This is a genomic window from Gordonia otitidis NBRC 100426, from assembly GCF_000248075.1.
Classification (GTDB): domain Bacteria; phylum Actinomycetota; class Actinomycetes; order Mycobacteriales; family Mycobacteriaceae; genus Gordonia; species Gordonia otitidis.
This window is the reverse complement of sequence record NZ_BAFB01000080.1, coordinates 1-19325: the sequence shown is the minus strand read 5'-3', so window position 1 is coordinate 19325 and position 19325 is coordinate 1. Positions and strand designations below refer to the sequence as shown.

At 64.7% G+C, this 19325-nt stretch carries 17 protein-coding genes; 10 read left to right on the top strand and 7 right to left on the bottom strand.

Features of this window, described 5'->3' with window-relative positions:
• Positions 1-64: 64 nt before the first annotated feature.
• The 4 genes from GOOTI_RS27230 to GOOTI_RS25050 all read right to left on the bottom strand — a co-directional run bounded on the left by GOOTI_RS27230 (position 65) and on the right by GOOTI_RS25050 (position 3374).
• Positions 65-364: a hypothetical protein gene (locus GOOTI_RS27230; protein ID WP_039993736.1), complete on the bottom strand. Its 300-nt coding sequence runs from the start codon at positions 362-364 to the stop codon at positions 65-67.
• 6 nt (positions 365-370) lie between these two features.
• Positions 371-1558, bottom strand: a complete 1188-nt coding sequence (locus GOOTI_RS07650; protein WP_007237996.1) for a fatty acid desaturase family protein — start codon at positions 1556-1558, stop codon at positions 371-373.
• 3 nt (positions 1559-1561) lie between these two features.
• Complete coding sequence (locus GOOTI_RS07645; RefSeq protein WP_007237995.1) at positions 1562-2632, bottom strand: ferredoxin reductase; 1071 nt, start codon at positions 2630-2632, stop codon at positions 1562-1564.
• A gap of 223 nt (positions 2633-2855) precedes the next feature.
• The gene (locus tag GOOTI_RS25050) at positions 2856-3374 is read right to left on the bottom strand and encodes a MarR family winged helix-turn-helix transcriptional regulator (RefSeq protein ID WP_083835870.1); all 519 of its coding nucleotides are present in this window, start codon (positions 3372-3374) and stop codon (positions 2856-2858) included.
• Positions 3375-3496: 122 nt separating this feature from the next.
• Between GOOTI_RS25050 and GOOTI_RS07635 the strand changes: the two genes are divergently transcribed.
• From GOOTI_RS07635 to GOOTI_RS07605, 7 genes are all read left to right on the top strand, one after another.
• Positions 3497-5305: an ABC transporter ATP-binding protein gene (locus tag GOOTI_RS07635; protein ID WP_007237993.1), complete on the top strand. Its 1809-nt coding sequence runs from the start codon at positions 3497-3499 to the stop codon at positions 5303-5305.
• A gap of 315 nt (positions 5306-5620) precedes the next feature.
• Positions 5621-6604: an NADPH:quinone oxidoreductase family protein gene (locus GOOTI_RS07630; protein WP_007237992.1), complete on the top strand. Its 984-nt coding sequence runs from the start codon at positions 5621-5623 to the stop codon at positions 6602-6604.
• A gap of 80 nt (positions 6605-6684) precedes the next feature.
• A complete protein-coding gene (locus GOOTI_RS07625; RefSeq protein ID WP_007237991.1) occupies positions 6685-7368 on the top strand; it encodes a TetR family transcriptional regulator in 684 nt (227 codons plus the stop codon).
• A gap of 157 nt (positions 7369-7525) precedes the next feature.
• On the top strand, positions 7526-8635 hold the full coding sequence (sfnG, locus tag GOOTI_RS07620) for a dimethylsulfone monooxygenase SfnG (RefSeq protein ID WP_007237990.1): 1110 nt from the start codon (positions 7526-7528) through the stop codon (positions 8633-8635).
• Positions 8636-8643: 8 nt separating this feature from the next.
• Positions 8644-9915 carry an SfnB family sulfur acquisition oxidoreductase gene (locus GOOTI_RS07615; protein ID WP_051997898.1) on the top strand — a complete coding sequence of 424 codons (1272 nt, stop codon included), beginning with the start codon at positions 8644-8646 and terminating at the stop codon, positions 9913-9915.
• Positions 9916-10119: 204 nt separating this feature from the next.
• On the top strand, positions 10120-10872 hold the full coding sequence (locus GOOTI_RS07610) for a hypothetical protein (protein WP_007237988.1): 753 nt from the start codon (positions 10120-10122) through the stop codon (positions 10870-10872).
• Positions 10862-11758: a serine hydrolase gene (locus GOOTI_RS07605; RefSeq protein ID WP_051997896.1), complete on the top strand. Its 897-nt coding sequence runs from the start codon at positions 10862-10864 to the stop codon at positions 11756-11758. The genes GOOTI_RS07610 and GOOTI_RS07605 overlap by 11 nt, the downstream gene beginning before the upstream one ends.
• Positions 11759-11882: 124 nt before the next feature.
• Here GOOTI_RS07605 and gjpA read toward each other — a convergent pair whose 3' ends face one another.
• A complete protein-coding gene (gene gjpA, locus GOOTI_RS07600) occupies positions 11883-13625 on the bottom strand; it encodes an outer membrane porin GjpA (protein WP_007237986.1) in 1743 nt (580 codons plus the stop codon).
• A gap of 389 nt (positions 13626-14014) precedes the next feature.
• Here gjpA and GOOTI_RS07595 point away from each other — a divergent pair, with 389 nt between their 5' ends.
• The 3 genes from GOOTI_RS07595 to GOOTI_RS07590 all read left to right on the top strand — a co-directional run bounded on the left by GOOTI_RS07595 (position 14015) and on the right by GOOTI_RS07590 (position 17133).
• Complete coding sequence (locus GOOTI_RS07595; RefSeq protein ID WP_007237985.1) at positions 14015-15862, top strand: fatty acyl-AMP ligase; 1848 nt, start codon at positions 14015-14017, stop codon at positions 15860-15862.
• Positions 15863-15991: 129 nt separating this feature from the next.
• Positions 15992-16150 (top strand): hypothetical protein, encoded by a 159-nt coding sequence (locus GOOTI_RS26090; RefSeq protein WP_169315796.1) that lies wholly within the window; start codon positions 15992-15994, stop codon positions 16148-16150.
• A gap of 104 nt (positions 16151-16254) precedes the next feature.
• On the top strand, positions 16255-17133 hold the full coding sequence (locus tag GOOTI_RS07590; protein ID WP_039993735.1) for a hypothetical protein: 879 nt from the start codon (positions 16255-16257) through the stop codon (positions 17131-17133).
• Positions 17134-17161: 28 nt separating this feature from the next.
• On the opposite strand, the gene GOOTI_RS07585 is transcribed toward GOOTI_RS07590, so the two are convergent.
• Both GOOTI_RS07585 and GOOTI_RS07580 read right to left on the bottom strand, forming a co-directional pair.
• Complete coding sequence (locus tag GOOTI_RS07585) at positions 17162-18601, bottom strand: YibE/F family protein (RefSeq protein ID WP_007237983.1); 1440 nt, start codon at positions 18599-18601, stop codon at positions 17162-17164.
• A 76-nt stretch (positions 18602-18677) separates the two neighbouring features.
• A partial coding sequence (locus GOOTI_RS07580) for an LLM class oxidoreductase (protein ID WP_007237982.1) occupies positions 18678-19325 on the bottom strand: 648 nt, incomplete at its 5' end.

Here is a 19325-nt window from a genome sequence, read left to right as displayed (position 1 = left end):
GGACGCGAGGCGGGGGCTGACCCTGTAAAGGATCAGCCCCCGCTGGGTCTACCGGCAACTCGCCTCAGCTGCCGCGCTTCTCGTGGACGTCACGCTCTTCGACGGCGGTGATCGCCGCCTGCGTGGCATCCGCGTCGTCGATCTCGGCGACCAGTTCGGCGTCGACGATCTCGCGGTGCTCGTCCGCCTTGGCCTTACGTGCCGCATCACGCATCTCGAACCCGTCGGTGACGATGTCGCCGACCTCCCGCGCCACGTCGGCCACGGCTGTCGTGATGATCGTGGCGATCCGTCCGACGTGTGTCGCGGTGGATTCGACGATCTCCTGGACGATGTCCTTGTTGCGTTCGTAGCGGTCGATCATGGGCACTCAGGCTACTCCGGCAGGCTTCTGTCGTTCCACGATGACGGAGAGTTCGTTGTCGTCGGAGGTCATCGAGTTCGGCAGCGAGAGCTTGGCGATCTTCGACCAGGTCGACAGCAGCTGCTGATGCAGCGGTCCGGTGTTGTAGGGCAGACCGTACTTCTCGCAGATCTCCTGCACGTCCTCGGCGATCGTCGGATAACGGCTTGCCGGGATGTCGGGGAACAGGTGATGCTCGATCTGGTGCGACAGGTTGCCGCTCATGATGTGGAACAAGCTGCTACCGGTGATGTTGGCCGAGCCGAGCATCTGCCGCAGGTACCACTGGCCGCGCGTCTCGTCCTTGCATTCGTCGGCGCTGAACGTCTGTGCCCCGGTGGGGAAGTGGCCGCAGAAGATGATCGAGTACGTCCAGATGTTGCGCACCAGGTTGGCGCTGGCATTGCCGAGCAGCGTCGGTAGGAAGAACGGACCCGACAGTGCGGGGAAGACGACGTAGTCCTTGAGAACCTGCTTGCTCGCCTTACGCCACATGCCCTTGACCAGGCCCTTGATGTCGGACCACTTTCGCTTGCCCGCGACGATGTTCTCGGCCTCGAGGTCGTGGAGCATCACGCCCCACTCGAACAGCAGCATCAGCGCTGTCGCGTATCCGAGATTGCCGAGATAGTAGGGGTTCCACTTCTGGTCGCGGGCCATCCGGAGGATGCCGTAGCCGATATCACGGTCCTCACCGATGATGTTGGTGAAGGTGTGGTGCATGTAGTTGTGGCTGTGCTTCCACTGGTCGGCGGGACACACTGTGTCCCACTCGAATTCGCGCGAGTTGTAGGTGTCCTCGCGCATCCAGTCGTACTGGCCGTGCATGACGTTGTGCCCGATCTCCATGTTGTCGAGGATCTTGGACACGCTCAGTGCACCGACACCGGCGACCCAGGCCGGGGGGAACCAGCCGAAGAAAAGCAGTCCGCGACCGGCGATCTCGAATCCGCGCTGCGCCCGGATGATCGAGTACAGGTATTCGCGGTCCTTCGTACCGAGATCTGCGACGACCCGTGCGCGCACCTCGTCGAGTTCGCGACCGAGCGCCTCGACCTGCTCGTAGCTCAGATGGAGGGTGTTGGGATCGGCCTGCGCGCGCAGCGCAGGGGGGATGTTGGTGTGTTCTGGCGGGGTGATGGTGGTGACAGTCATTGCTCAAACCTCGATTTCCACGTCGCCGACCGGTGCATTGATGCACAGCTGGATCTGCTTGTCGGCTTCGGTGTCGGTGTCGCCGGTCAGCACGTTGCGTGTGCAGCCGGATTGTTTCGTTGCGACGCAGGAGAAGCAGATTCCCATGCGGCAGCCCGATGCCGGCGACAGTCCCGCCGACTCGGCCTGGTCGAGAATCGTGCGGCCGTCATTGGTCGCGCTGCGACCGGACGTGGTGAACGTGAGTTCTCCTGACGCGGGTTCGTCGGGATCGCCGACCACCAGTGGCGCCGGGCGGAAGGACTCGCTGTGTATGCGGGCGGTGGGGTGGGCGTCCCCGAGATGGTCGGTGATCGCGTCCATCAGAGTTGTCGGGCCGCACACGAAGACGTCGGCGTCGTCGACGGCGACGTCGTCGAAGTGCTCTGGCACGAAGTGGCCGTCGGGCCCGCGGGTATAACGCAGTCTGACGTCGATGTTCGGGTGAACCGCCGCCAGCGCGCCGAGTTCGGTGGCGTAGGCGACGTCATCGGGTGTGCGGGCGTAGTGCACGAAAGTGATCGGCCCGGTGTGCTCTGAGGCTACAAGTGTGCGCAGCATCGACAGTGTCGGCGTGACGCCGCTGCCACCGCTGACGAGCACGATCGGACTCGACGGGTCGTCCGGGAGGACGAAATCGCCGTCGGCTTGCTCGAGGCCGTAGACGTCGCCGACCCTCGCGTTGTCACGTAGGTAGGTGGAGACGAATCCGTCGTCGTGTGCCGTGATGGTCAGTTCGATCGTCTCCGATCGTCCCTGCGCATTGGCCGGCGAGAAGCATCGGACGTGCCTTACGCCGTCGATGACCACTTTGAGCTGGATGAACTGGCCGGCACGGTGGCCGCGCCACTGTCTGGTCGGTGCCAGGGTGAGGCGCACGGTTCGCGGTGTGGGTCGTGAGACCTCGACGACCTTCGCGCGCAGATCGCGCCAGGTGATCATGGGGTCGAGTAGTTCGAGGTACCGGTCGACGGGATGCGGCGAGAGGCCTGCCTCGACGATGGACCCGACCACTTCAGGTAAGCGGATGGTCATGGGGCTGTCTCCGTTCGGAGTCCGGCGTCTAACTATCTTGTCGAACACTCAGTGTACGAGTGTTCTCCCAATAGTGTTGCACGGGTTCGCCGAAAAGTGGAGTGCTGCGTCGCGATGCGGCGCGCCTCTCGGTCGATGCCTGACTGTGGCATGTAGCACAGTTGACGGTTGGGACACCGCGCAACTGGTCGGCCCTCGTATCCGGTAAATGGCGGCTGGAGTATCACGTGTGCTGGTCGGCGTCTTTGATGTCGCTTCGGTCGCCGCGGCCGTGTCGATGATGCTCATGCTCCTCACCGTCGTGTGCGTCGGTCAGGCGCCGCAGAATGTCGCCGAGTTGTGCTCGCTCGGCATCGCTCAGGACCGCGAAGAAGTCGTCGGCGTCGACCGCCTGTGCATGCCGCAGTTCGTCGAGTACGCGCCGACCGGACTCGGTGACCCGAACGCATCGGGCTCGACGATCCTGGTCGTCAGGCGAGCTCTCGGTGAGACCTCGCTGTTCGAGCCGGTCGATCACCTCGGTCGCCGAGCGTGGCGCTATCCGCAGTTCCCGTGCGATCTCGCCGAGGCGAGGGTCCTGTCCGGTCCCGCCGCGTGCGACCACGCGCAGTGCCCGTACCTCGTGTGGGGACAGCTGCCACGGTTCCAAGGTCTCGAACCAGCGATGTCGAAGCCCACGTGCGGTCGTCATCACCAGGTCACGTAGTGAGTCTCGATCGCGCGTACCTCGGTCTACACCCATATAGATGAGGTTACCTCAATAATGCGCTACACTTGCTGAGGAAACCTCAGTATTCTTTGTGAAAGGGGGTGGTTCGTCTGACGAGCCCCCAAACCAAGACATCACCAGGCAGACCTTCGGGTATGCCGCAGGGCGGCGGCAGGGGTCCCGCCCGACTCGACCCGGCCGACCGTGTTCAACTCGAAGAGAAGCCGGTGAGTCTGCGTCGTGTCGCTGCGCTCTTCTCGACGTACCGACTTCGCATCGCGCTCGTGATGGCGTTGATCGTCGCGTCCTCGATCATCGCTCTTGCCAACCCGTTTTTGGTCCGTGAGGTCATCGACCGTGCCATCCCGGAGCGCGACGTGACGCTACTCGTGTGGTCGGTGGTCGCGATGATCGGTATTGCGGTGGTCAGTTCCGTTCTCGGCGTCCTGCAGACCTGGATCTCGACGTCCGTCGGGCAGCGTGTGATGCATGACCTGCGCACCCGGGTGTTCACTCATCTTCAACGACAATCACTGGGCTTCTTCACCCGTACGCGCGGCGGTGAGGTGCAGAGTCGCCTGACCAACGACATCGGCGGGATGCAGACCGTGGTCACCACCACCGCCACATCGGTGGCCGCCAATCTCACGACGGTCGTGGGCACAGTAGTGGCCATGGTGGTCCTGAGCTGGCAGCTGTCACTGCTCTCGCTCGTCGTGCTGCCGCCGGCCATTTGGCTGACTCGAACGGTCGCGAGGATGCGGCGTGAGATCACCACGAAGCGTCAGCGAACGCTCGCCGACATGCAGACCCAGATCGAGGAGTCGCTCTCGATCGGCGGCATCCACTTGGCCAAGACCCTCGGCGCCGGACCTGCACTGGCACAACGCTTCACCGATACCTCCCATACCCTCGTCGATCTCGAGGTGCGCTCGCAACTGTCCGGCCGCTGGCGGATGGCGACGATGAACATCATCTTCGCGACCATCCCGGCGTTGCTCTATCTGGTCGCCGGATTACCGGCTACATCGGGCGTAATGACCATCGGCACACTGGTGGCGTTCACCGGTCTGCAGGCAACTCTGTTCCGACCGTTGATGAGTCTTCTCGACGTCGGGGTCAGCATCACCAGTTCGCTGGCTCTGTTCAGTCGGATCTTCGAATACCTCGACCTGCCGGTCACCATTGACGACCCCGCACGCCCTGTCCCGCTGATGGATGTGGACGGCGCGGTCCGCTTCGACGACGTCGCGTTTCGCTATGAGGGTGCGGCGACCGATGCGCTGCAGCACATCGACATCGATGTCCCGGCGGGAGGTTCTCTGGCCCTGGTCGGCGAAACCGGTTCGGGAAAGACGACGCTGGCGTCGCTCGTCTCACGATTGCATGATGTCGACTCCGGAACGGTCAGCATCGACGGCATCGACGTGCGAGACATCGCACTCGCAGACCTGGCGAGCATCGTGGGTGTCGTCTCGCAGGAGACCTATCTGCTGCACGCGAGTATTCGTGACAATCTGCGCCACGCGAGGCCCGATGCGACAGACGAGCAGATCGAGCAGGCCGCCCGCGCAGCACAGGTACACGACCTCATCGTGGCGTTGCCCGACGGATACGACACTCTCGTCGGTGCTCGGGGACACCGCTTCTCCGGAGGAGAAAAGCAACGCATCGCCTTGGCGCGCACCCTGCTGCGTGATCCTCGAATCCTCGTGCTCGACGAGGCGACCAGTGCGCTCGACAACGAGACCGAACGTGCCGTGCAGGCAGCGGTCGACGCCGCGAGTGCCGGCAGGACAACCATCACGATCGCTCACCGGTTGTCCACGGTCCGCGACGCCGACCAGATCCTGGTGCTCGACCACGGTCGGATCGCCGAGGCGGGTACGCACGCCGAACTGGTCGCCCGCGGCGGTCGCTACGCGCGCCTGCTTGCGCGTGGCGATTCGGTTGCCGCTGCGTGAGGCAGGTCGAGACGAAACGACGGCGCGCGTCACCTCGTCGAGACTGACCGTCGGTATGTGGGAGCGCACGTCGTTGAGCCGTCCGCGCATGGCCGGGTGCACTGTCTCGGGACGCGGCTGTCCATGGCGGTCACGGCCGATGGTGTTGAATCTGAAGTCAGATTCAACTATAGATGACTGCAGAGACGCCGGTCACGTCGATGGCCGGGTGTGAGTGAACACGTGGCTGTGCATCCTGGTTCGGCGCGGAGTACCGACGTCGGCTGCAGCGGTCGGGGCCACGTCCGTCCGACAACCGATCCGGAGGAGAAATAGATGAAAGCCTGGTGTGTCAACGAACTCGGCGATCCGCGCGATGTGCTGACGCTCGAGGAGATCGACGAGCCGGCGCCTGGCGTCGGCGAGGTCGTGGTCAAAGTGCTCGCAACGCCTGCCAACTTCCCGGACGTGCTGCTGTGTCAGGGCAAGTACCAGATCAAGCCGCCGCTGCCGTTCACGCCCGGCGTCGAACTCTGCGGCGAGGTCGTCGCGGTGGGTGACGGCGTCACGCGCGCCGACGTCGGGGAACGGGTCGTCGGTACTCCGATCCTGCCGGGTGGTGCGTTCGCCGAATATGCGCTCATGAACCAGGCCAACGTATTTCACGCTCCAGAGGCACTCGACGACGCCGCAGCCGCGGCACTGACCATCGGCTACCAAACGGCTTGGTTCGCGCTGCACCGTCGGACACAGATCAGCGAGGGCGACTATCTCCTCGTTCACGCCGCGGCCGGCGGAGTCGGCAGTGCCGCAGTGCAACTCGGCAAGGCGGCCGGTGCGAGGGTCATCGGGGTCGTCGGCGGACCCGACAAGGCACACTACGCCGAGGAACTCGGCGCCGATCTTGTCGTCGACAGGCATTCGGAAGACTTCGTGGCGGCGGTGAAGGAGTTCACCGGCGGGCATGGCGCCGACATCGTCGTCGACCCGGTGGGCGGTGACGCGTACGCCGGATCGACCAAATGCATCGCTTTCGAGGGTCGCATCGTGGTCATCGGATTCGCCGGTGGAACGATTCCCACGCCTGCGCTCAACCACGCATTGATCAAGAACTACTCGATCGTCGGCCTGCACTGGGGGCTCTACCAGACCAAGAATCCGGCCGTCATCGACGAGTGTCATCGCGAACTGACCCGTCTGGCCGACAAGGGTCTGGTCACGCCACTTGTCGGTGAACGACTCGCATTCACCGATGTCGCCGACGGCGTCGGTCGTCTCGGCGACGGCACCACCGTCGGGCGAGTTGTGTTCGTACCCTGAGTGCTGACCCGTCGCGTGCCCATCTCGGATCGGCATGGCGGTCGGTCGGCGCTGACCTGCGGCAGGATAAACTCTCGGAGGTGACCAGGACCCGTCGATCTTCCACCTCACACGGTGCACGGTCGGCGGATTCGGAGAGTCGTGCCGACCGCAAGAACCGCACCCGGCAGGCGTTGCTCGACACGACACTCGATCTCGTCTCCGAACGTAGCTTCGGCAGCATCAGCCTGCGTGAGGTCGCACGTGGTGCCGGGATCGTCCCGACAGCGTTCTACAGGCATTTCGCGTCCATGGAGGATCTCGGCGTCACGCTCGTCGAGGATTCGATGCGGGTTCTACGGCGAACCCTGAGGGAGGGGCGGCGCGACCTCGCTGCCCGCCAGGCTCTGCCGACCGCGAAGAGTTCGCTCGACATCCTGCTTCGACACGTCCACGACAACGAGCCGGCGTTCCGCTTCCTGATCCGCGAACAGCATGGCGGGTTGGCCGAGATCAGGCGCGCCATCGACACCGAGTTGCGACTGTTCTCGAAAGAACTCGCCATCGACCTCTCGCGTCTGCCCGACCTCGCCGAGTGGAGCGCCGACGACCTCGAACTCGCGGCCGAACTCATCGTGACGATCATGCTGACGGCGGTCGCCGACATCCTCGACGGTGAACATCGGGGCAGGGGCGCCGAATCGGCGATCATCGAGCGCACCCAGCGCCAGCTCGTCATCGTGTTCCTCGGAATGGCGCAGTGGGAGCCGTCCGACGAGCGCTGAGCGCCGGCCCCTCGCCATCGAGCCACCATCGTCCGTGCGCCGATGTGCGCTGTCCAGTTGAATCCACTCGGATTTGAACTGTGGGCGACGTAAGTCGCGTCGTCGACACTGAACTCCATCTGTGTACCGCGGGTGCCCGCCGACCGACAGGAGTTGCATGTCCACCGAGAAGATCGCCGACGAGATCAAATTCGCGTATTGGGTTCCGAATGTGTCGGGAGGGCTCGTCACGAGCGACATCGAACAGCGCACCGGTTGGGACTTCGAGTACAACAAACGACTCGCCCGGACAGCCGAGAACAACGGATTCGAGTACGCGCTGAGTCAGGTGCGGTACGAAGCCAGTTACGGCGCCGAATTCCAGCACGAGTCAACGTCGTTCAGCCTCGCTCTGCTCGGTGCGACCGAACGACTCAAACTCATTGCGGCAGTACACCCCGGTCTCTGGCATCCGGCTGTGCTTGCGAAGTTCGGGGCCACCGCCGACATCCTGTCCGGGGGCCGCTTCGCTGTCAACGTGGTGAGCGGATGGTTCAAGGACGAGTTCACGCACCTCGGCGAGCCATGGCTCGAGCACGATGAGCGTTACCGCCGCAGTGCAGAATTCCTCGAGGTGATCCGAAAGATCTGGACCGAGGACAACGTCGACTACCGCGGTGACTTCTATCGCATCCACGACTTCACCCTCAAGCCCAGGCCCCTCAACACCCCCGAACGCCCCAACCCTGAGCTCTTCCAGGGCGGTAACTCCACGGCGGCACGCAACAACGGCGGTAGGTTCTCCGACTGGTACTTCTCCAACGGCAAGAGTTTCGACGGCGTCACAGAACAACTCGACGATCTGCGTGCCGTAGCGCGCGCACATGATCGTGAAGTACGGTTCGGCCTGAACGGATTCATCATCGCTCGCGACACCGAAGCCGAGGCGCGAGATACCCTGCGGGAGATCGTCGAGAAGGCGAACAAGCCTGCAGTCGAAGGATTCCGCAGTGCGGTGCAGCAGGCCGGCAGCGCGACCGGCGACAAGAAGGGAATGTGGGCCGACTCTTCGTTCGAGGATCTCGTGCAGTACAACGACGGCTTCCGCACCCAACTGATCGGCACGCCCGAACAAGTCGCCGAGCGGATCGTCGCGTACAAGAAGCTCGGGGTCGACCTCGTGCTCGGTGGGTTCCTACACTTCCAGGAAGAGATCGAGTACTTCGGACAGCGTGTGCTGCCACTCGTGCGTGAACTTGAGGCCGTCGATCGTAGCGCGACGGTGTGACAGTGTCGATTGCCGCTCACACATCAAGGCCGACAGTCGATCTCGAGACAGTTCCCAGCAGTGCCGCGGCCGCGCGGTCGAGGGCGCGGGAGGTCGCAGGGCGTATCACGGTCGACGCCGCCGAGCGCGATCGGCAGCGTCGACTCCCATACGCCGAGATCGACGATCTCACCTCCTCCGGGCTACTGGCGATCACGGTCCCGCAGCGTTTCGGTGGGCCCGACCTGGCGCCGAGCGTCGTCGCCGACGTCACTCGACTCCTGGCGGCAGCGGACCCGAACGTCGCGCAGATTCCGCACAGCCACTTCGTGTATCTGAATCTCGTGCGGCTGGCCGCGTCGGATTCGTTGGCGCAGCGCATCTTCGGAGACGTGCTCCGAGGTGGCCGGGTCGCGAACGCACAGTCCGAGCGTGGCGGGAAGACCGTGGCCGAGGTCACCACCACGCTACGTCGAGATGGTGACCGATTCGTGCTCGACGGCGAGAAGTTCTACGCGACAGGCTCTCTGTTCGCCGACACCCTCGCGGTGCTCGCGCGGTTGCCCGACGACGGTGCTGAGTTCGAGGCGGGGGAGTACATCGCCTTCGTCGCTGCCGATGCTCCCGGGGTGACGATCGTCGATGATTGGGATGGACTCGGGCAGCGCACCACAGGGTCGGGCACAGTCGTGTTCGCCGACGTCGCGGTCGATCCGGGAGCCCTCATACCGAGGGCTCCCGCCGTGGCGCTGCCGACTGGTTACGGCGCATTCGCGCAGTTGCTGCACGTGGCGATAGACGTCGGTATCGCGCGGGGTGCGCTCGACGCCGCAGCCGACTTCGTACGGACAACGTCACGACCATGGTTCGAGGCCGGCGTCGACCGCGCCGACGCGGATCCGCTGACCGTGCAGCGGTTCGGTGAGCTGGGCGTCGAGGTCGCGACCGCTGAAGCGACTCTCGACGCAGCCGCTCGAGCCGTCGACGCCGCCACGGCGAACGCACACCAGCACACCCGTGACGGGGGCCGCGACGACCTGCCGAATGGCCTGGAATCGATAGCAGAGGCGTCGATCGCCGTCGCTGTCGCGAAAACTGTGGCCGACCGCGCCGCGAACAACGTGAGTTCTGCGCTGTTCGAGGTCTCGGGTACCCGCAGTGCCGCCGGCGAGCTCGCGCTCGACCGGTTCTGGCGCAACGCACGAACCCACACGTTGCACGATCCGGTTCGCTGGAAGTATCAGCACATCGGTCGATGGGTGTTGCGGGGCGAGCGGCCCCCGGCTCACGGTGTCATCTGAGCAACAGCTGCATGAGCATCGTCAAACCAGCCTGCGAGATCCGACATCACGGATATTCTCTTTCCTGTGTTCACTAATCGAACGAGGTGGTCTATCAGGCTCCCTCGGCTCGACGCAGTGCCCGGTTGTGTTGCCGATTCCTCGTTCGGAGCGGCAGGGCGGGGGTGCGGTTGAGCCGCACCGCAGGAACGGAGATGAGGAATCGTGGTTTCGACACCCCGAGATGAACCGGGGGAGGGCAGGCCGGAGGAGCAGGGCGACTTCGACCACTACGACGGTTCGACGAGTGAGTACACAGATCCGTCGATAAGCGGAACGTCGGCGTTCGGTGCGGACTACGAGGCGCCGCACCCTCCGTCTACCGGCCAAGCTCCGTACGAGCAGCCCCAGTACGCCGACTATGCGTATCCCTCATCAGGTCAGTCGTATCCGCAGCAGCCTTCCCAATCATCCATCCCCCCATCGGCAGTTCCACCGATGACATATGCGCCGCCCGGATATCAGCCCGCGATGTATCCAGCGTCTCCACGTCGCGACAGGTCGTTGATGATCGTGCTGATCTGCATCGCTGTGCTCCTCGTCGTCGGCCTGGTCATCGTCGGCGCGTATTTCCTACTCAATCGTGGTTCAGACTCTGCGACGGAAACACAGTCGACACCGACGGTGACACAGACGGTCAATCCGCCGCAGACGTCGACCGTCACCGTCGCGCCCGCGGGCCCTCCGCCAGGTGCGGCGTCCTGTGGTGCGGGAGTGTCCGTGGGTACGTCTGTGACCAGCTGCTCATTCGCGCAAGCCGTTCGCGCCGAATATCTGCGCACCGGCGCACCGGGACAGGCCCGCGTGATCACCGCGTACAGCTCGGTCACCGGCATGAGCTACGTGATGTCGTGCACGCCCGACGGCGGCGCCGTTGTCTGCCGCGGCGGTAACGACGCGGTGGTCTATGTCTACTGACACCCGCCACCGTCGGCGGCTCGCGGGGGTGCTCGCTGTCTGCACCTTGGCTGTCGCGGGATGTTCGACGTCGCGTGGAGCTGAGGGCCAGGTCACCCCCGTCACCGTGACGGTCACCGCGTCGACCATCTCGCCGGTGGCCCCTCCGGCGACGTCGGAAGCGACTTCTGCCGGCCCGTTGTCACAGGGATTCGCGACGGTGGCGGCACAGGTCGGCATGCCGATCGGAGTCGCCATCGCACCGGTCGGCATGGGATCGGGGCGACCGATCATCCTGGGCGACAACACCCCACGCGTGGCGTGGTCGACGATCAAGGTGCCGCTTGCTGTCGCAGCCGAGCGTCAGAACGGACCGTCGACGGCAGAGTCGAATGCGATCATCAACTCCGACAACGCATCTGCCGAGTCACTGTGGTCCTCTCTCGGCAGCGACGCCGCCGCCGCACGCAAGGTCACCGCGGTGCTGCGGGAGGGTGGCGACACCCAATCGGCCGTACCCGCACAGCGATTGCGCGGCGGTTTCACCATTTTCGGCCAGACCGTGTGGCCGCTGCCCGCCGCTGCGACGTTCACCGCGCACCTCCCGTGCATGCCCGGAACCTCGCACGTCGTCTCCCTGATGGGGCAGGTTGCGGCTAATCAGCAGTGGGGTGTCGAGGTGATGTCGGCGCCCAGATCCACTGCGGTGAAGGGCGGATGGGGGCCTGATGTCGACGGTACCTACCTGGTCAGGCAGATCGGGCTGATCACATACCGTGATGGACGACAGAGTTCAGTCGCGATGAGCGCCGCGGGTGGCTCGATGTCGTCGGGTACCGCTGCGCTCAACGCGATCGCCAACTGGCTCGATCGCAACATCGCACGACTTCCTCGCGGGCGGTGTTGACAGCCCGAAATCGGTGTTGATATCCCGAGATGAATTGTGCAGAAGAAGGGTCTGACTGCACAGCCAGGGCGTCGAATTCGTGATCGAATCCGACGCCCCGGTGTGCCAAGTCAGGACCTGCGCCCTAGCTCCTCGCTGTCGAGTCCCCCGAACCGCCAGAGGAACTCGACGTCGAGCCACCGGTCGACGTCGAGCCGGATGGCGAGCTAGACGAGGCGCCGGACGACGTCGCGGATGCCTCTTCGCTGGAATCCGATGTGCCCGTCGAAGCGGCTCCGGTGGCCGAACCCGAGGTCGACGACGCGCCTGCGTCCGAAGGGGTCGACGACTCGGACGCGCCAGTGGACTTCTCTCCGTCGGTCGTCGACGGCGCCGACGACTCCGGCGTCGACGGCGGGTTTGTCGGCGAAGTGTCTGCCGGCGACTCCGTTGCCGCCGGAGTCGTAGCGCCGGCCGACTGACCTGTGGTGTCCTGTTGGCTCACTCCAGCTTCGTCTGTTGCGACAGAGCGCGTTTGGGCCTTGCCGGCTGATGCTTCGCGGGCCTTCGTCGTCTCGGCGGAGTCGGCTTGCGCGGTCGTCGCCACCACAGCCGAAGCGGCCGACTTGTCCGAGCCCGCGGTGCCAATGCTGGCCTTGTCGGTGTCGGTGTCGGTGTCGGTGTTGTCGTCGGACCCCGCCGTCGACGAATTCTTGTCACCGAGCAACGTGTGAGCCAGTTTCTCGATGGCTGCGGCCCAGTTGGCGGCAGCGTCGTCGCTGACGGTCGGGAACTGCAGTCCGGAGAGCGGAGGGATGGCCTTGCCGCTCTTGCCATCCCAGCCGTCGCCCAGCAGGGCGCCGACTGTCTGGCCAAGACCTTGCATTGCACCGATCGGTCCGACCGCTTGGCCGTCGAAGCGGATGGTGAACGGAAGACCTAGTGCGTCTGTGGTGACCTTCATTCCGACACTGTTGAGAATCGATCCACCCGGCGCGGTGATCTCGGTGCCGTTCGGGCCCTCGTATTTGCCCCTGCCGATCGATCCCGGCGTGAACAGTCCGCCGAACGCGACGTCGAGGGTGTTGATCTTCGTGCCGCCGAGTAGCCCTGTGTCGTTGATGAAAGGCGCGAGCGCGGTGAGATCCAGTGTGGCTCCGTTGAATACGGAACCGATCACGTCGGCAGGCGCGGAAAGCACGTCGGAGAAGACAGCGTCGGGATCCCCGGCCTGGATGGCCGCAGCGATGGCGATTCCGCTGTTGAGGACTGCGACCGCTGGGCTGATGACCGGTCCGACCAGTCTCATGAGCACGCCGCTCATCGGGGAGGCCAGGACGGTCACGATCGCAGAGACGAGGTCGGGATCGACTGCGCCGCCGGCCGGAAGGAACGATGGCAGCAGTTGCAGAATCAGTCCGTGCCCCCCGTCGACGCTGTGGTTCTTCATCGTGTCCAGCGTGTCGCCGGTGGCACCGATTCCGGTCACACCGGCGATGACGGACTCGAGGTTGGCCCGCATCTCCTTGAGTACGTCGTCGGCCTTCGACGGATCGTTGAGGACCTCGTTGAGGTAGCGCGCTTGGTTGACGATCACCTGTTGAAGCGGGAGGCCCGGAGCCAGAAAGTAGTTGTCCGCCAACGTCGCAGCGTTCTTCGACGCCGTGTTGAACGCCTCGATGTAGGGTTCGAGCGGTTTCCAGTCGGCAGCGAGGCGGACGGTTGCCTCGGTCGCCTTGTATGCGGTGGGTACCTCGGAGTGGACACCTGGTGCGACCGCCAGGATGCTTGCCCCGGCAAGAGCGACACCGGCGGCGGCCCAGGTTCGAGAAAAGGACTTAGGAACTTCGACATCGCCTCGCAAGGCGACGGGAGCGGAACGCGGCACGGACTCTCCTCTGAATGAATACAACATCGTGGGTGCTGTCTGAACGTAGAGCCAGACGAAGCTGAGAGGACCCTGATTCAGGAAATTTCCTTTCGTGCACAAACGATTAACCAGTCGTCGCTCGCCAATTTGTATCATTAAACATGCAGGTCAACGACCCTCCGCCGCTTAGCGATAGTTGGTCGATGATTCGCGATATTTCGCTACGGCTCGGTGGGTTTGCTGGCTCGTCTATCCCGGAAATCGAGGAATGTGCCTGTGCGCGGCCGATTGCCGGGTAACGTCCGTCGGTACCCGACGACCGTGGCCGCGCTCTCAGTGCGACACGAGTCGTCCCACGGAGCCGCGGGTGGTCGCGGTACCGAGATCACGATCGACAAAGGTGGCCGATGCCCAAGCATGCAAAACTCGCCGAAGACACCCTGCTCGAGCTGCTCCGGGAGCGTGCCGAGCGCTACGACGACAAGGTGGCGTTCGGCTTCTCCTACGAAGGCGACGGTGACCACTCGAGCGAGCTGACGTTCCGTGACCTAGACACCAAGGCGCGAGCGATCGCCGCTGAACTCCAGCGAAAGGGTGCCACAGGCGAGCGGGTGTTGGTGCTGTGTAGACCCGGATTGAACCATATCGCAGGGTTTTTCGGGTGCATCTATGCGGGAGCAGTGGCGGTTCCCGTGCACGAGCGCCTGGCACCGCGTCTCTCGTCTGTCGTGCCGGATGCGCGTGCCCGCTTCGCTCTGGGCGTGTCGGAGACGCAGCCCGCTATCAAGTCCATGCTCGACACGTTGGGCGAGGGTGGAGATCTGGTCTGGGGGCTGATGGACACGGTGTCCGCCGATGCCGAGAACTGGGTCGCCCCGGACATCGACGCCACGACGATCGCGATGATCCAATACACCTCTGGCTCGACCACTATCCCCAAAGGTGTTGTGCTGACGCATGAGAACTTCATGCGCAACATGGAGGCCATTCGTGCTTCGTGGGACAACAGCGACTCCGATGTCGGTGCATTCTGGCTCCCATCCCACCACGACATGGGTCTGATCGGCGGAGTGCTGTCGATGATCTACCTGGGCTGTACTGCTCACTTCATGTCGCCGACGGCGTTCATCAAGCGGCCGATGGCGTGGATGGAAGCGCTATCACGCTGCGGGGCAACGTATACGGTAGCACCGAACTTCGCCTACGAGATGTGTATCCAGCACAGCACGCCGGAACAGCGAGCGGCGCTAGATCTTTCACGCCTACAGACGGCGATGAACGGCGCCGAGCCGGTGCAGGAGTCGACGTTGCGGCGGTTTGCCGATGCCTTCGCGCCCGCGGGGTTCGCCGCGGAGTCCTTCTCTGCGGTCTACGGATTGGCCGAGGCGACGCTCCTGGTATCCGGCCATCACACATCGACGCCGCCGCGTACTCTGCATCTCGATCGCACGTCGCTCACGGAAGACAGGGTCGTCGAGAGTGGTGATCCGACGCACGCGATGGCGGTTGTCGGATGCGGTACGCCGCAGGCCGGCGAAGTCGAGATCGTCGACCCGGTGACACGCATGCGGTGTCGGGAAAATGAGGTCGGTGAGATCTGGTGCGCGGGAACGAGCGTTGGCGCCGGCTATTGGCGTCGACCGGAGGAGACCGAGCATGCTTTCCGTGCAGTGATCGCTGATACGGGAGAAGGTCACTTCCTGCGCACCGGTGACCTCGGCTTCCTACACGACGGCGAACTGTTCATCACGGGGCGTTGCAAAGATCTCATCGTGATCCGCGGCGGCAACCATTACCCCAACGACATCGAGTTCACCGTGCAGGAATGTCACGCGGCTCTACTGCCCGGTCGGGGAGCGACCTTCGCGTTCACACCCGGACTGCGAGCGGAAGAACGGCTCGTCATCGTTCAGGAGGTCCAGGTGGACCAGGGTGAAGCCGGTGTGCTCGACGAACATGACCTGGCCGGAGTCATCGACAACATACGTATCGCCGTCGTCGACCGCTACGGCATCGATCCACATTCGGTTCTGCTCGTCCGGCCACAATCGATTCCCACGACCTCGAGCGGAAAGATCCAGCGCGGGCAGTGCCGACAGCAGTTTCTCGACGACTCCTTGGCGCAGGTCGCGTCGTGGCAGACAGCCTCGTCCGTCGACGACCTCGCGCGAGCTAGAGAACTCGAGAAGGCCGTGGCGGGCGCCGAACTAGTACGGCTCGCGATCGCTTCCGGCGGTCTCGCCAGGGAGGGCTGACGCCGATCGCCGACGGCACCGCGTTTCGCGTCGAGGGCACCGCGTCCCGCGTCGAGGGCACCGTGTTTCGCGTCGAGGGCACCGCGCTTTGCGTCGACGGGCACAGCGTCCCGCGTCGAGGGCACGTACATGTCCCGCGAACTCTGCGGAGTTGTGGCGGGAGGGACGGTGCTGTCGGCGCGAAATCTGGTGCTGTCGGCGTTGAATCTGGTGCTGTCGGCGATGAACCCGGTGCCCTCGGCGATGAACCCGGTGCCCTCGGCGCGGAATCCGGGGCCGTCAGCGTGATCGAGTTGTGATGCCCCTGGCATCGCGAGCTGCGCCTGGGCGTCGTAACGTCTGTTACTCAAGTGACCAGAGGGGCAGATGTGACTTTAATTCGACGCGTGGCCGTGGTGATCGTCGTTGCCGTGGCAGCGGTCGTTCTGGGGACAGGGGGAGCGCAGGCGGCCCCCCCGCCGTTTCGCCTTCCACCGCTTCCCGAGCCGATCGCGACGTGGTTACGGCCCCCGGTGCCACCTGCGAAGCGTCTTTCCGACAGTTGGGTGACCGCCGAGAAATCGATCCGCAAGGCGATCCCCGGGCAGGTGGGCGTTGCGCTCGTGCCCGTCGGCTCCGACGTCGCGCAATCGTTCGGGTCGCTGAAGACAGGTCGTGCATGGTCGACGGTGAAGGTGCCGGTCGCGCTGGCTGCGGAGCGCAAGAACGGCGCGGCTGTCCTCGCCAAGGAAGACAAGGCCATCACGTTCTCCGACAATGACGCAGCGGGCGACCTCTGGGGATCACTCGGTGGTGGTAAACAGTCGGTCGACGCGGTGACGTCGGTGCTTCGCGAGGGCCACGACATGAGAACGCGGGTGAGTTCGGAGATCGACACACCGCGCTCGTATCCCGGCTACACGCCGTGGGCCCTCGTCGACCAGGCTCGATTCGGAGCGCATCTTCCGTGTATGCCGAACACCGACAACATCCTCAGCCACATGGGGTCGGTGGCGCCCAACCAACGGTGGGGTATCGCCGACCTGGGGCCCAAGCGACACGCCGTCACGGCCGTCAAGGGCGGGTGGGGACCGGCGACCGACGCGTCGCCCGGCTACCTCGTGCGTCAACTCGGACTGATCTCGACGGACCAGGGCGAGGTGGCCATCGCGATGGCGGCGAGACCGAGGAGCGGAAAACTCGACGACGGCACCAAGATGCTGACCAGGATCGGTGACTGGCTCGGGCGGAACTTCACATCGATCCCCGCCGGGAAGTGCGGGCTTCTGTGACCGCTGGTCGTGCGGTGCAGCGCAACGCTCAGTCGGGCATCGAGTGACGTCCGGTAGAGGGACGCGCGGTACCGGCGGCTCGGTCGGATTGCGGTGCAGGCACAGCCGCCGCACGCTCTGAACCCGCCGCGATCGGTTCGTCTGCGCTGCGCGACGGGTGTGTGAGCGCAGCGGCAATGGCCGTGGTCAACGGCACCGAGAGCGCGATCGCGATACCGCCGACAAACGCGCGAGCAAGTTCCACAGCCACCGCATCGGTGGTCAGCAAAGACGAAAAAGGCTGCCGCGCAACCGAGAACAGCAGCAGCAGCGGCAGGGCGCTGCCCGCGTATGCGAAGACGAGCGTGTAAACCGTGCTCGCGATGTGGTCGCGGCCGACACGCATCGCGGCGCGGAACGTCGCCAGGCGGGTCGGCTCTCCCGCGCCTGCCAGTTCGAACGCCGCCGACGCCTGAGTGATCGTGACGTCGTTGAGCACACCCAGCGTTCCGATGATGAAGCCGGCCAGCAGCAGGCCGCTGATCGAGATGCTGCCCTGGTACACCTGCAGATTGGTGGTCTGGTCGCCCGACAGTCCGGTGAGGTGCATGGTCCTGATCGCGAGCCAGCTCAGTACACCCGCCAGCACAAGTGAGCTCAACGTGCCCAGCAACGCCGAACTGGTACGAAGGCTGACGCCGTGCGCGAGATACAGGACGACGAAGAGGATGGCGGCTGCCGACACCACAGCGACCGCGACCGGCGACTCACCGTCGAGAATCGCGGGCAACGTGAACACTCCCAGAACCGCGAACGCGAAGACGAGACCGATGATCGAGCGCAGACCCCGCCACGCCGCCACCAGGACGACGGCGCCCACGAACAACAACGCCCAGATCAGTGTCGGGATACCCCGGGAGAAGTCGAAGAACGTGTAGCGGGGCGCCCCGTCCGGGCCCGGCACGGTACTGAGCCGAATGGCGTCGCCGGGGGAGAGCGATGGCTGGCCTGCCTGCGGATCGTCGAGCGAAGCGGCGTCGGGTGTGACGCTGTCCGGGCCGCTGCCTGCTTGGGCCCGATTCGTCGGGATTTCGAGCAACGTGTATTTGCCTGTGTCGCTTCCCGACTCGAGCTTCACAGTGTTCTCGATGCACGGACCGTTCTGGGTGGGGGTCGTGCCGAAGTCGGGTGAATCCTGGGCTGTGCCGACGAGCTGGTTGAGGCATGCTCCGCGCGTCTGTCCGACGACCTTGCCCGACACCGTGGTGATGGCCCCGCCGTCGGCGCCGCGGAACTGTGGCGGGATCGGGTGGGTGTGACCGGAGGGCCACAGCAACACGATGCCCACCACCACGGCGATTCCGGCGATGGTCAGTGTGATCACCACGAATCGCTTGGCGAGCGGCGACAGTGCGGCGGGGATCTCCGACAGCGAATGGGTATGCGAATGTCCGCCGTGTGGGCGGTAGGGTCCGGAATCGCGACTCACCCAGACACCATATGCGGTCGTGTGCCGACGGCGCGGTGCTCGACAGAGCAGTCAGCGTCCCGGTCTCATCACGGCGTCACTTGCTGGCGCTGACGACCCTCGCGGCCTCCTCGCGTATGCCTCCCTGGTGTGAGGCGGCATCGTGAACGTCAGCCTCCCGTGCGGCGCCGTCACGCCTGGAGACGTCGCGTACGGAGTCGTCGATCGTCGAGCCGACGCCGCCGACCCGATACGACGCACCGCGGTGGCTGTCGGGTAGGAGATCTCCTCGACCGAACAGTTTGTGGCGCAACGTTCCCGGCGTGTACTCCCGTCGGTAGGCGCCGCGCCGTTCGAGTGCGGGGACCACGTGGGTGATGACGTCGGAGAAGGTCCCCGGGGTGACTGCGTACGCGAGGTTGAAGCCGTCGACATCGGTCTCCGCGACCCAATCGAGCAGGGCGTCTGCGACGTCGTCGCCCGAACCGATCAACACGGGGCCCATTCCGCCGATGCCGCCCCATGCCGCGATGTCTCGGACCCGCCACTGCTCGCCGGTGTCCGACGCCTGCTGGAATGCGGCGACTGCCGACTGGATCGCGTTGCTCGCAACGTTGCCGATCGGCTCGTCGAGGTCGTAGGAGGCGAGGTCGATGCCCATCCAGCCCGACATGAACACCAGCGAACCCTCGTCACTGGCCAGCCGCTGGTATTCGGCCGCCTTGGCGCGTGCAGCTTCTGTCGT

Excerpts from the sequence above, each read along its gene's own strand:
- GOOTI_RS07605 (WP_051997896.1), top strand. The coding sequence starts at position 10,862 with ATGTCTACTGACACCCGCCACCGTCGGCGGCTCGCGGGGGTGCTCGCT.
- GOOTI_RS07650 (WP_007237996.1), bottom strand. The coding sequence starts at position 1,558 with ATGACTGTCACCACCATCACCCCGCCAGAACACACCAACATCCCCCCT.
- sfnG (WP_007237990.1), top strand. The coding sequence starts at position 7,526 with ATGTCCACCGAGAAGATCGCCGACGAGATCAAATTCGCGTATTGGGTT.
- GOOTI_RS26090 (WP_169315796.1), top strand. The coding sequence starts at position 15,992 with ATGTCCCGCGAACTCTGCGGAGTTGTGGCGGGAGGGACGGTGCTGTCG.
- GOOTI_RS07595 (WP_007237985.1), top strand. The coding sequence starts at position 14,015 with ATGCCCAAGCATGCAAAACTCGCCGAAGACACCCTGCTCGAGCTGCTC.
- GOOTI_RS07645 (WP_007237995.1), bottom strand. The coding sequence starts at position 2,632 with ATGACCATCCGCTTACCTGAAGTGGTCGGGTCCATCGTCGAGGCAGGC.
- GOOTI_RS27230 (WP_039993736.1), bottom strand. The coding sequence starts at position 364 with ATGATCGACCGCTACGAACGCAACAAGGACATCGTCCAGGAGATCGTC.
- GOOTI_RS25050 (WP_083835870.1), bottom strand. The coding sequence starts at position 3,374 with ATGGGTGTAGACCGAGGTACGCGCGATCGAGACTCACTACGTGACCTG.
- GOOTI_RS07630 (WP_007237992.1), top strand. The coding sequence starts at position 5,621 with ATGAAAGCCTGGTGTGTCAACGAACTCGGCGATCCGCGCGATGTGCTG.
- GOOTI_RS07635 (WP_007237993.1), top strand. The coding sequence starts at position 3,497 with ATGCCGCAGGGCGGCGGCAGGGGTCCCGCCCGACTCGACCCGGCCGAC.